This window comes from Sporichthyaceae bacterium, assembly GCA_036269075.1.
Taxonomy (GTDB): Bacteria; Actinomycetota; Actinomycetes; order Sporichthyales; family Sporichthyaceae; genus DASQPJ01.
In genome coordinates this window covers 16,728-29,248 of the sequence record DATASX010000048.1, presented here as the reverse complement: position 1 = coordinate 29,248, position 12,521 = coordinate 16,728, and the positions used below count along the sequence as shown (strand labels likewise).

Here is a 12,521-nt window from a genome sequence, read left to right as displayed (position 1 = left end):
GAGTGAACCAATGTCACAGTGTCCGCCGTCGCTGAACCCGCAGGGGCGGACGGACGCACGCCGGAGAGCGAGCTTGCGAGTGAACCAATGTCACAGTGTCCGCCGTCGCTGAACCCGCAGGGGCGGACGGACGCACGCCGGTGAGCGAGCTTGCAACGGTGCTGCACCATCCGCTGGGTGAACCGCTGAGCCGGGCTCTGAAGCCGGCTGGGGTCAAGAAGCTCGAGAAGGCGTTCGGAATGCAGACCTTCGGGGATCTGCTGCGCCATTACCCGCGGCGCTACGAGGAGAAGGGCAAGCTCACTTCGCTGGCCGATCTGGAGATCGGCTCCGAGGTCACCGTGCTGGCCGAGGTGAAGTCGGTCAACAACCATCGGCTGGCCCGGAAACCGTGGAACGTGCTGCGGATCGTCGTCACCGACGGCACCGCCGACCTGTCGCTGGTGTTCTTCGGCAACCGCAACTCCGGACACCGGCTGAAGCCCGGGGTGCGCGGCCTGTTCGCCGGGACAGTCGGGATGTTCAAGTTCGAGCGGCAGCTGACGCACCCTGCGTTCGAGTTGTTGCCGGAGGAGGCCGACACTTCCGCGGTGGTCGACTGGGCCGAGGAACTGATCCCGATCTACCCCTCGTCCGGATCGCTGAAGAGCTGGGACCTGCCCGGATACATGCGTGACGCATTGACCTGGCTGGCCGGTCACAACCTCGAGTCCTACGACCCGTTGCCGGTCGAACTGCGTGAGCGGGAAGGCCTGATCGGCCTCGGGCAGGCCCTGCGCGAGATCCACCGGGCGCGCGGGTTCGGTGAGGTCCGCCGGGCCCAGAAGCGCCTGCGCTGGGAAGAGGCCTTCGTCCTGCAGAGCGCGTTGGTGCAGCGCCGCAACGACGTGCGGCGGCTGTCGACCACGCCGCGCCGAGCCGGCTCCGCCGGCCTGCTGACCGCGTTCGACGAACGGCTGCCGTTCGATCTGACGGCGGGTCAGGCCAAGGTGGGCGAGGAGATCACCACCGACCTCGCGGCGTCGCATCCCATGCACCGCCTGCTGCAGGGCGAGGTCGGGTCGGGCAAGACGGTCGTGGCGCTGCGGGCGATGCTCACCGTTGTCGACTCCGGGGGACAGGCGGCGCTGCTCGCGCCCACCGAGGTGCTCGCCCAGCAGCATCACCGCTCGTTGTGCGCCATGCTCGGCCCGCTGGCGCAGGCCGGGCAGCTCGGCGGCGACGCCCGCGGCACCCGGGTGGCGCTGCTGACCGGTTCGTCGTCGCAACCGGCCCGCCGCGCGGCGATGCTCGACGCCGCCTCCGGCGCGGCCGGGATCGTGGTCGGTACGCACGCGCTGCTGGAGGACAAGGTCGGCTTCGCCGACCTCGGGCTGGTGGTCGTCGACGAACAGCACCGCTTCGGCGTCGAGCAACGCGATGCGCTGCGGGCCAAGGGCGCTCGACCACCGCACCTGCTGGTGATGACCGCGACGCCGATCCCACGCACGGTGGCGATGACGGTCTTCGGCGATCTCGACACCTCGACGTTGGACGAGCTGCCGCGCGGTCGCTCGCCGATCGCCACCCACGTCGTGCCGGTCGCCGAGCGCCCCAACTTCCTGGATCGCGCCTGGGAGCGGATCCGCGAGGAGGTCGCCGCGGGCCGGCAGGCCTACGTCGTGTGCCCGCGCATCGGTGAGAACGACGACGTGGAGCCCTCGCCCGAGGAGCTGGAGTCCGAGCCCGAGCGCCGCCCGGCAGCGGCGGTGATCGACGTCGAGCCGGATCTGGCCGGCGGTCCGTTGGCCGGGCTGCGGCTGGCGCAACTGCACGGCCGACTGCCCCCGGAGGAGAAGGACGCGGTGATGTCGGCGTTCTCCGCCGGGGAGATCGACGTTCTGGTCGCGACCACGGTCGTCGAGGTCGGCGTCGACGTGCCGAACGCGACCGTGATGGCGGTGCTCGACGCCGACCGGTTCGGGATCTCGCAGCTGCACCAGTTGCGCGGCCGGGTCGGCCGGGGCTCGGCCGCCGGGTTGTGCCTGCTGATCAGCGAGGCGCCGGTGGGCAGCCCCGCGCGGGAACGGCTCGACGCGGTGGCCGCCATCAGCGACGGCTTCGAGCTCTCGCGCCTCGACCTGGAGGCCCGCCGCGAGGGCGACGTGCTCGGCGCCGCCCAGTCCGGGCGGCGCTCGAGCCTGAAGCTGCTGCAGGTCCTCAAGCACGGCGAGCTGATCATGGCCGCCCGCGCGGCCGCGAGCGCCGTACTCGACGCCGACCCGGAACTGCTCGAGCATCCCGGCCTCGCCCTGGCCCTGGCCGACCTGCTCGACACCACCGCGGCGGAATTCCTGGACAAGGCGTGAACGAGCGAAGCGAGAGAACAAATTTGACTGCATCCATGGATCAAGACGCCACCGAGCGCAGCGAGGCGGCGGCTTGATCAGGATCGTCGGCGGCAGCGTCGGCGGCCGGCTGCTGGCCACCCCGAAGGGCATGAACACCCGCCCGACCTCCGACCGGGCCCGGGAGGCGCTGTTCTCCTCCGTGGAGGCCGCGCGGTCGCTGGCCGGGGCCCGGGTGCTCGACCTCTACGCGGGCAGCGGCGCACTGGGGCTGGAGGCACTGTCGCGCGGCGCCGCCGCGGTCGTGCTGGTCGAGGCGGACCGAAACGTCTGCGCGGTGCTGCGGGCCAACGTCGCCGCGCTCGGGCTGCCGGGGGCGCAGGTGGTCACGGCGCGGGTCGCGGAGGCGTTGGCCCAGCCGGCGGCGGAGGCCTTCGACCTGCTGTTCGCGGATCCGCCGTATGCCGTCCCCGCCGCCGAGGTGGCGGCCGCACTGACCACCGCCGCGGCCAACGGCTGGCTGGCGCCGGAGGCGCTGGTGGTCCTGGAGCGTGCCAGCCGCGACCCGGATTTCCAGTGGCCGTGCGACTTCGGCGCGCTGCGGGAGCGTCGATACGGCGAGGCAACGCTGTGGTTCGGACGGTTCACCGGCGACCCGGCGGGCCAACTGGGCACCCCGCCTTCGGGTGACGACGGGGAGGGGCCACACTTTCCGCGTGCGTAGCTGCGTCTGCCCGGGCTCGTTCGACCCGGTCACCAATGGTCATCTCGACGTCATCGCCCGAGCGGCCAAGCTGGCCGACGAGGTTGTCGTCGCCGTGCTGGTCAACCGGCACAAGGAAGGCCTGTTCTCCCTGGCCGAGCGCCTCGACATGCTCCGCGAGACGTTGCAGGACGTCCCCAACGTCCGCGTCGACTCCTTCGACGGGCTGCTGGTCGACTACTGCACGGCCAACGACATCCCCGCGATCATCAAGGGGCTGCGGGTGGTCGGCGACTTCGACTACGAGCTGCAGATGGCCCAGATGAACCACGCCCTGACCGGCGTGGAGACGCTGTTCGTGGCCACCAGCCCCCGCTACAGCTTCCTGTCCTCCAGCCTGGTCAAGGAGGTCGCCACGCACCGGGGGCAGATCAAGGGCCTGGTACCGGACGTGGTCCTGGAGCGACTCCTGGCACGACTGGCGGGGCCGGAGTCACGTGGCTGATGAGCGCGCCGCCGGCCGGTGACCCGCGGGATCTGCTCGCGCAGCTGCGGGAGACGGTCGCCGCGGCGCGGGCGATGCCGTTCTCGGCGTCCTGCTTGGTCAACCGGGACGAGACTCTCCAGTTGCTCGATGCCCTCGGCGCGGCCCTGCCGGACAGTCTTGCCGCCGCGGACGCACTGCTGGCGGCGGGCAATGACGTGCTCGAGGAGGCCCACCAGCAGGCCGAGCAACTGCGCGAACAGGCCCGGGCGGAGGCGCAGACGCGGTTGGCCGCGACCGCGGCCGGCGCCGCGGCGACCGTCTGGGCCCAGGAACTGCGCAAGCGCACCGAGGTGGAACTGGCGGCCGAACGCGACGAGTCGGAGAACCTCGTCGACTCCAAGCTCGCCCACCTGGAGGCGGTGCTGGTCCGGACGGCGATCCTGGCCCGGGCCGAGGCCGAGGCCGAGCCGGACGCGGTCGCCGAGGTCACCGCGCGGCTGGGCGGGTTGGCCGACGAGATAGACCAGATGCTGCTGGTGGTGCGGCGCGGACGGGAGCGAATGGCCGGCCGCCATCATATGGAGGAACTCGGCGAGCATCTGCGGGCGATGGACGACGCGCCCGACGAGCCGAGCGCCGGGTTGGGCACCCGCGAGGAACTCGGGTAACCTTCGGCGTGGTCAGAAGCGACCCTAGATGCGTCATGCCCGAAGAGACCCAGAGAATTCAGCGACTCGATCCTGCCGCCCCGCTCGTGCTCGACACCCGTCGACTCGGCCGCCGCCCAGGTTCGATGAGCCGAATCTCCCGGTCTGTTCCGGCACCGGCGGACCTGGGGTTGGACGTCATCGCGGTGCCCGAGGGTGCGCAGGTCGAGCTGGAACTGCGGCTCGAGGCGGTACTCGAGGGTGTGCTCGTGTCCGGAAGGGCACAGGCACCGCTGGCCGGTGAGTGCGTGCGGTGCCTGGAACCGATCTCCGCCTCGGCGGACGTCGAATTCGCGGAACTGTTCGTGTTCCCGGGCCGGGACGGCGATGAGGAGACTCGTTGGCTGCAGGACGACATGATCGACCTGGAGCCGGTGTTGCGCGACGCGGTGGTGCTGGAACTGCCGCTTCAGCCGGTGTGCGAGGAAGACTGTCCAGGGTTGTGCGCCGACTGCGGCGCGCGCCTGGCGGGCGACCCCGGGCACGGGCATCGGCAGACCGACCCGCGGTGGGCGGCCCTGCAGGGCTTCGCCAGTGAGAACGACGACAGGAGTGAATGACGGTGGCCGTCCCGAAGCGGAAGACCTCCCGCAGCAACACCCGCAGCCGGCGGGCCAACTGGAAGGCCGTGGCGCCCACGCTCGCGAACTGCGAGCGCTGCCGCGAGCCGAAGCTGCCCCACACGGCGTGCCCTACGTGCGGTACGTACAACCGCCGCCAAGTTCTCGGCGCCTGATTTCGCTGTGACGGTCCTGCCGAGCGACGCCGGCGAATCGCTGGTGAAACTCGAGGATCGGCTCGGCGTCTCCATCGACGCCGGGCTGCTGGAACGCGCCCTGACCCACCGTTCGTACGCGTACGAGAACGGCGGCCTGCCGACCAACGAGCGGCTGGAGTTCCTGGGCGACTCCGTCCTCGGCCTGGTGGTCACCGACGCGTTGTTCCACCGGCACCCGGACCTGCCCGAGGGGCAGTTGGCCAAGCTGCGAGCCGCGGTGGTCAACATGCGCGCGCTGGCCGACGTCGGCCGAGCACTGGAGCTCGGTGAGTTCCTGCGCCTGGGGCGCGGCGAGGAAGGGACCGGGGGGCGCGACAAGTCGTCGATCCTGGCCGACACGCTCGAGGCCCTGATCGGGGCGGTCTACGTGGACCGGGGGCTGACCGAGGCCTCGACGCTGGTGCGCCGGCTGTTCGACCCGTTGATCGAGTCCTCGGCGCGGCTCGGCGCCGGCCTGGACTGGAAGACCAGCCTGCAGGAGCTGACCGCGACGGTCGGCATCGGCGTCCCGGAGTACGCGGTCACCGAGAGCGGTCCGGACCACGAGAAGACGTTCCAGGCCACTGCGCGGGTCGGCGGCGCGGACTTCGGCGTCGGCCGCGGCCGCAGCAAGAAGGAGGCCGAGCAGCAGGCGGCCGAGGCAGCCTGGACCACGCTGCGGAACAAGTACGCGACCGACGTGTCGGCCCCGCAGGCCTGACCCGACCGGCCGCCGACCATGCCCGAACTACCCGAGGTCGAGACGGTCCGTCTTGGGCTGGAGCGGTTCGTCGTCGGACGTCGGATCGCCGGCACGGCCGTCGGGCACGACCGGGCCGTTCGGCGCCACCGGCCGGGCGCGGCCGATTTCGCCGCGCGGCTTCGCAACTGCCGGATCGTCGCCGCACAACGACGTGGCAAGTACCTGTGGATGCCGTTGGACTCCGGTGAGGCCCTGCTCGCTCATCTGGGAATGAGCGGGCAACTGCTCGTGCAGCCGCCGGAGCTCCCGGACGAGAAGCATCTGCGGATCCGGCTCGTCTTCGACGACCGTGGGCCGGAACTGCGCTTCGTCGACCAGCGGACCTTCGGCGGGATGTCCGTGGAGTCGTTGGTGGAGTCGACCGACACCCTGGTCCCGGCGCCGGTCGCGCACATCGCCCGGGACCCGCTGGACCCGGCATTCGACCGGGCCGCGTTCGCCCGGGCGCTGCGCCGCAAGCAGACCCAGCTCAAGCGGGCGCTGCTGGACCAGACCCTGATCAGCGGGATCGGCAACATCTACGCCGACGAGGCACTGTGGCGTGCTCGGTTGCACTACGCGCGCTCGACCAGGTCGCTGAAGGCGTCCGACATCGACCGACTGCTCGACGACGTCGTAGCGGTGATGACGCAGGCCCTGGCTGCCGGCGGTACTTCGTTCGACAGCCTCTACGTCAACGTCAACGGGTCCAGCGGCTGGTTCGAACGGTCGCTGGAGGCCTACGGGCGCGAGGGGCGGCCGTGCACCCGCTGCGGGAGCGAGATGGCCCGCGAGCCGTTCATGAACCGATCTTCGTTCCTCTGCCCGACCTGCCAGCGCCGTCCACGGGTCATTCACAAGTTGTCCACACATCACACCGTGTGACCGGATTGATACCGACGTTCGGGTCATTCCACTTGCGGAGGACCCGAGTTCGGGTCGACCATCACGTGAACAGCACTCGCCTTCGATGAAGATCTTTGCTTCCGAAGGGCGATTTGCGCAGGTCGGAGCCCGCCGCTCGCCTTGACCGCGCCCGTTTCTCGTGCGAACCTTTAGTTACCCCGCGCTCCCAGTTCCGGGAATCACCGCGTCCTGGAGCCGGAAGCAGACGTATCGGCTACCGCTGGTCTCTCAGCGTGGAGGACCCACTCGATGGCGAAAGCAATCCTCGGTCACCTCGGCGCGCCTGACCCCCGCATGATCAATGAAATGCGGAGGATGCAGCGTCGGATCGCAGAGCTCGAGTCCGAGCTCATGCGAGTACGCGCAGAGAATGACTCCCTCTGCGCAGCTCTCCACAGTCACGACCTGATGACTGTCGAACTGCACGAGCCGGCTCTCACCTGACGGTCGGTTCCGTCCGATAGTTCCGGGCGGCCTGAGTTCGCGGCGACGCGGACCCGGGTCGCCCTTTGCTTTTGCACCTCCGCGCGCCCCGGGACCGTCTCCGGACCCGCCGGTTCCTGGGAAATTGCTGAGGGGACCTTTCTAACAGTTGGGCGACGATATCCGGTACGGTGCCGGAACTGCCGCGTTACTTCGAGCCGAATGGCTCGTTGACGTGGGCAGAGGGAGTCGGCTCTCGAGTCGACGTTTCACCGCAGGGGCCTCGGCCCCGGAGGGTCCGCCCGTTCCATCGCGCTGGCGGGCGCGCGAGCGTTGGCGGCCTCCAAGTGGTGAACCCTTCCGCGACGTCGGTCCTCGGACCGACTCGCGTGGGCGGTCGGTCGGCGGGCCTGACCGTTCCAAGAAGAGGAAGACGCGCTGGGGTGCTCGCAGGCGGGCGTGAGCACCCCAGCGCTCGTCTCTGGGGTTCCGCGTGCGCGGAAAGCGCGCACTGGGTCGCCGAGCGTTTCATTGCGGCGCTCCGCGTCGCGGCGGGGGCTGCGCCCCCGCACCGCTTTGGGGGCTCCGCCCCCTTGCCCCCGATCCCGGTGCCCCCGGCCCCGGTGCGCCCCGGCCCCGGCCCCGGCCCCGGCCCCGGCGCCCCCGGGTTCCCGGCGTCCCACCCCTTGCCCCTTCCGGTTCCCCGGCGGCCCACCCCTCGTCCCGAAGGCTGCCGAACACAGCCGTGACCCCGGTGGCGGCCCCGGCGGCGCGTCGCGCCTCGGGCGGCGCGTCTTTGTTCAACAGCCTCCGCCCGCGACCGGGCCTCCGCCCCCTTTGCCCCCCTTGCCCCGGCGCCCCCCCGGCCTCGGTGCCCACGGCCTCGGTGCCCCCGGCCTCGGTGCCCCCGGCCTCGGTGCCCCCGCCCCCGTCACCCAGCCCCGTCACCCAGCCCCGTCACCCAGCCCCGTCACCCCCAGCCCTCGCCCAGCCATCGCCTGAAGGCTCCTGAACAGAGCCGTGACCCCGGTGGCGCCCTCGGCGGCGGGTCGCGCCTGGAGCGTCCCGGTGCTGTTCAGCAGCCTTCCGGTTCGCCTCAGAAACCCCTTCCGTATCGCCTCGCGGTGGCGTGCGGATGCCCGGCCGGACGGGGGTTAGGGTCGAGCGCAGACCGACCTGGGGGACACCCGCCGTGCATCTGAAAAGCCTCACCCTGCGGGGCTTCAAGTCTTTCGCCTCCGCGACAACGCTGCGGTTCGAGCCGGGCATCACCGCCGTGGTCGGGCCCAACGGGTCCGGCAAGTCGAACGTGGTCGACGCGCTGGCCTGGGTCATGGGTGAGCAGGGCGCGAAGTCGCTGCGCGGCGGCAAGATGGAGGACGTCATCTTCGCCGGCACCGCCGGCCGCCCGCCGCTGGGTCGGGCCGAGGTTGCGCTCACCATCGACAACACCGACGGCGCGCTGCCCATCGACTACACCGAGGTGACGATCACCCGGACGATGTTCCGCAACGGCGGTTCCGAGTACGCCATCAACGGCGACTCCTGCCGGTTGCTCGACGTCCAGGAGCTGCTCTCCGACTCCGGCATCGGCCGGGAGATGCACGTGATCGTGGGCCAGGGCCAGCTCGACGCGGTCCTGTCCGCGGGCCCTGAGGAACGCCGCGGCTTCATCGAGGAAGCCGCCGGGGTGCTCAAGCACCGGAAACGGAAGGAGAAGGCCCTCCGCAAGCTTGACGCGATGCAGGCGAACCTCACCCGCGTCTCCGACTTGGTCACCGAGTTGCGCCGACAGCTGAAGCCGCTCGGCAAGCAGGCCGAGATCGCGCGTCGCGCAGCCACCGTCCAGGCCGACCTGCGCGACTCCCGGCTGCGCCTGGTCGCCGACGACCTGATCACCCTGCGGACCTCGCTGGACGCCGAGGTTGCCGACGAGGCCGCGCTGCTGGAGCGGCAGGGTGAGGTGGAGACCCAGCTGGCCGCCGCCCGCGACCGCGAGGCGGCGCTCGAGCAAGGCGTCGCCGAGGCCGTCCCGGCCGCCGCGGCCGCGCAGGAGAACTGGTACCGCCTGTCCGCACTCCGGGAGCGGTTGCGCGGCACGGCGGGGCTGGCCGCCGAACGTGCCCGCCTGATCGCCGACGGCGCCGAGGAGCAACGCCAGGGCCGCGACCCCGACGAGCTGGAGCGCGACGCCGCGGCCGCCCGCGGCCGGGCCGCTGACCTGCAGGGCGACGTCGAGGCGGCGGCGCAGCGGCTGGCAACCGTGATCGAGAGACGCCGCGGTGCGGAGGAGGCGCTGGCGGTCGAGGAGAGAAGGGTGTCGATCGCGCAGCGGGCCGCCGCGGACCGCCGCGAGGGTCTGGCGCGACTGATCGGCAAGGTCAACAGCCTGCGGACCCGGGCCGCCGCGGCCCAGGACGAGATCGGTCGGCTCGGGCACTCCCTGTCCGACGCGGCCGCGCGGGCGCAGCTGGCCGAGGCCGAGTTCACCGTGCTGGAGTCGCAGGCCGCCGGCCTGGCCGACGGTGAGGTCGGCCTGGACGAGGCCCACGAGGCCGCGGCCGGGGAGCTGGCCGCGATCGAGGAGCGCGTCGCCGACCTGCAGGCGCAGGCCCAGGCCGGCGACCGCGACCGAGCTGCGCTGGTGGCCCGCAAGGAAGCGCTGGAGCTGAGCCTGGCGCGCCGCGACGGGGCGGCGGCCCTGCTGGCGGACCCGGACGTCGCCGGCGTTCTCGGCTCGGTGACCCGGCTGGTCACCGTCACCCCGGGCCACGAGGCCGCCGTCGCCGCTGCCCTGGCCGGGGCGGCTGACGCGGTGGTCGTCGAGTCGCTGGCCGTCGCCATCGCCGCCATCGAGCGGCTACGCCTCGCAGGCGCCGGGCAGGCCCACCTGTTGATCGGCGACGCCCCCGCCGCCCGGCCGACCGTCGCGCAGGCAACCGACGGCCGCCCGTTGCTCGACTCCGTCACGGCACCGCCCGCGTTGCGCGGCGTGCTGACCGACCTGCTCGGCGACTTCCTGCTCGTCGAAGACCTGTTCGCCGCGGCGCAGACCGCCGCGCGAAACCCGGGCCACCGGGTCGTCACCGCGACCGGCGATGTGTTGGCCGCCTCCCACGCGGTCGGCGGCTCCGCCGGCGCTCCCAGCCTGCTCGAGGTCCAGGCCGCCGTCGAGGAGGCAACTGCCGAGTTGGACCGCCGCGACCGGGCCACCGCCGAGTTGCGCGAGGCCTTGACCGACGCCGCCGCCGAGCGGGGACGAGCCGTACAGCTGGCCGCGGAGACGCTGACGCGACTCAACGAGTCCGACGCCGACCTGGCGGCCGTCGGCGAGCAGCTGGGCCGGCTGGGCGCGTCGGCCCGGGCCGCCCACGCCGAGGTCGAGCGGCTCGATGCGGCCATCCGCGGCGCCGAGGCCGCCCGCGACGCCGACCTGTCCGGCCTGGCCGACCTGGAGGAGCGCCTGACCGCGGCCGAGGCCGAACCGGTGGCCGGGGAGGTCGAGACCGACGAGCGGGAGCGGCTCTCCGCCACCTGCGTCGCCGCCCGCGCCGAGGAGGTCGAGACCCGCCTGGGCCTGCGCACCGCCGAGGAACGCGCCAACAGCGCCGCAGGCCGGGCCGAGTCCATGGCCCGGGCCGCCGTCGAGGAACGCCGCGCCCGCGAGCTTGCCGCCGACCGCCGGGCGCAACGGGAGGCCGCCGGCCGTCGGGCCGCGGCCGTCGCGATGGCTGCCGAGTACACCCTGGGCCTGCTCGAGGCGACGCTGACCGTAGCCGGCGCCGAACGCGCCGCCGCCGACGAACTGCGCCGCGAACGCGAGGTCGAGCTCGGCACCGTCCGGAAGGGCACCAAGGCGATGGAGGCCGAGCTGGACCGGCTCACCGACTCGGTCCACCGCGACCAGGTCGCCCGCGCCGAGCACCGGTTGCGGATCGAGAACCTGGAGACCAAGGCGCTGGAGGAGCTCGGCGTCGCCCCGGACGTGCTGGTTGTCGAGTACGGCCCGGACCGTCGCGTCCCGGTCAGTCCGCCCGTCCCCCTCGACGGCGAGCGACAGGCCGAGGCCCCGGAGCCGTCCGAATCGGCCCCGTCCGCCGAGGACGCCGGTCAGATGATCCCGTACGTGCGCTCCGAGCAGGAGAAGCGCTTGCGCGAGGCGGAGCGTGCGTTGGCGCTGCTCGGCAAGGTCAACCCGTTGGCGTTGGAGGAGTTCGCGGCACTCGAGGAGCGCAGCGCGTTCCTGACCGCGCAACTGGAGGACCTCAAGAACGGCCGCCGCGACCTGCTGACGGTCGTCGCCGAGGTCGACGCCCGGGTGGAGCAGGTCTTCGCCGCGGCCTGGGAGGACACCGCCCGGGAGTTCGTGGGTGTGTTCTCCCGGCTGTTCCCCGGCGGTGAGGGCCGGCTGGTGCTGACCGACCCGGACAACATGCTGACCACCGGCATCGAGGTCGAGGCCCGCCCGCCGGGCAAGAAGGTCAAGCGGCTGTCGCTGCTGTCCGGCGGCGAACGGTCGCTGGTCGCGGTCGCGTTGCTGGTCGCGATTTTCCGCGCCCGACCCAGCCCCTTCTACATCATGGACGAGGTCGAGGCTGCGCTGGACGACACCAACCTGGGCCGCCTGCTCACGATCCTGGAGGAGCTGCGCGAGAACAGTCAGCTCATCGTGATCACCCACCAGAAGCGCACCATGGAGGTCGCCGACGCGCTCTACGGCGTCTCGATGCGCGGCGACGGCGTGACCACGGTCATCAGCCAGAAGCTGCGCGAGGACCGCCCGGCGCCGGTTCCCGAAATGCGCGAACTCCTCGCCGAGCCGGACCCGGTGGGGTCGCCGGCGTGACCGCGGACCGAATCCGCGCCGTCCTGTTCGACGTCGACGGCGTGCTGCGGGTCTGGGAGTCAGGCCAGATCGCCGCGATCGAGGGAAAGTACGGCCTGCCGGCCGGGAAGCTGTCCGAGATCGCCTACGAACGCGACCGATTCGGCCCCGCACTGCTCGGTCGGATCACCGACGACGACTGGCGCGCCGCGGTGGCCGCGGCGCTGGTGCCGCTCTGCGGCGACGTGACAACGGCGATCTCCTGCGTCGTGGACTGGAGCGCGCGCCTCGGCCTCATCGACCCGGAGGTGCTCGAAGTCGTCGACGAGCAGCGCTCCGGCGGTCGCCAGGTGGGGCTCATCGCAAACGCCACCGACCGGCTGCAACAGGACCTCGCCCAGCTGCGGGTGGAGGACCGGGTCGACGCGATCGTCGACTCGGCCCACGAAGGTGTGGCCAAGCCCGACGCGGGAATCTTCGAGCGGGCGGCGGAGATCCTCGGGGTCCGGATCGAGTCCTGCCTGTACATCGGCGCCCGGGCCGAGCATGTGGCCGGTGCTGAGCGCACCGGCATGATGGGTCACCTGTACACCGGTGTCCCGGGCCTGCGTGAGCAGCTGGCGACGCTGTCGACCGGCTGAGGT

The 12,521-nt window shown here is 72.0% G+C and carries 10 protein-coding genes; all 10 read left to right on the top strand.

Translation table 11 applies throughout. From position 1 onward, the window contains the following. The first annotated feature begins 140 nt into the window (after positions 1-140). The 10 genes from recG (at position 141) to VHU88_09410 (ending at position 12,518) form a co-directional block, all read left to right on the top strand. Entirely contained in the window at positions 141-2,348 is a 2,208-nt protein-coding gene (recG, locus tag VHU88_09455; GenBank protein ID HEX3611898.1) for an ATP-dependent DNA helicase RecG, read from the top strand. Positions 2,349-2,421: 73 nt separating this feature from the next. Continuing rightward, positions 2,422-3,051 (top strand): 16S rRNA (guanine(966)-N(2))-methyltransferase RsmD, encoded by a 630-nt coding sequence (gene rsmD, locus VHU88_09450; GenBank protein HEX3611897.1) that lies wholly within the window; start codon positions 2,422-2,424, stop codon positions 3,049-3,051. Continuing rightward, complete coding sequence (gene coaD / locus VHU88_09445) at positions 3,044-3,535, top strand: pantetheine-phosphate adenylyltransferase (GenBank protein ID HEX3611896.1); 492 nt, start codon at positions 3,044-3,046, stop codon at positions 3,533-3,535. The genes rsmD and coaD overlap by 8 nt, the downstream gene beginning before the upstream one ends. Further along, a complete protein-coding gene (locus tag VHU88_09440) occupies positions 3,535-4,185 on the top strand; it encodes a hypothetical protein (protein HEX3611895.1) in 651 nt (216 codons plus the stop codon). Before coaD ends, VHU88_09440 begins: the two co-directional genes overlap by 1 nt. A gap of 125 nt (positions 4,186-4,310) precedes the next feature. Further along, positions 4,311-4,784, top strand: coding sequence for a YceD family protein (locus VHU88_09435; GenBank protein HEX3611894.1), 474 nt, complete (start codon positions 4,311-4,313; stop codon positions 4,782-4,784). 2 nt (positions 4,785-4,786) lie between these two features. Next, positions 4,787-4,960 (top strand): 50S ribosomal protein L32, encoded by a 174-nt coding sequence (rpmF, locus tag VHU88_09430; GenBank protein HEX3611893.1) that lies wholly within the window; start codon positions 4,787-4,789, stop codon positions 4,958-4,960. Between the two features lie 7 nt (positions 4,961-4,967). Further along, positions 4,968-5,702: a ribonuclease III gene (gene rnc, locus VHU88_09425; protein HEX3611892.1), complete on the top strand. Its 735-nt coding sequence runs from the start codon at positions 4,968-4,970 to the stop codon at positions 5,700-5,702. An 18-nt stretch (positions 5,703-5,720) separates the two neighbouring features. Continuing rightward, the gene (gene mutM / locus VHU88_09420) at positions 5,721-6,608 is read left to right on the top strand and encodes a bifunctional DNA-formamidopyrimidine glycosylase/DNA-(apurinic or apyrimidinic site) lyase (protein HEX3611891.1); all 888 of its coding nucleotides are present in this window, start codon (positions 5,721-5,723) and stop codon (positions 6,606-6,608) included. A 1,636-nt stretch (positions 6,609-8,244) separates the two neighbouring features. Then, positions 8,245-11,898 (top strand): chromosome segregation protein SMC, encoded by a 3,654-nt coding sequence (gene smc / locus VHU88_09415; protein HEX3611890.1) that lies wholly within the window; start codon positions 8,245-8,247, stop codon positions 11,896-11,898. Continuing rightward, positions 11,895-12,518, top strand: coding sequence for an HAD family hydrolase (locus VHU88_09410; protein ID HEX3611889.1), 624 nt, complete (start codon positions 11,895-11,897; stop codon positions 12,516-12,518). The genes smc and VHU88_09410 overlap by 4 nt, the downstream gene beginning before the upstream one ends. The last annotated feature ends 3 nt before the right edge of the window (positions 12,519-12,521 follow it).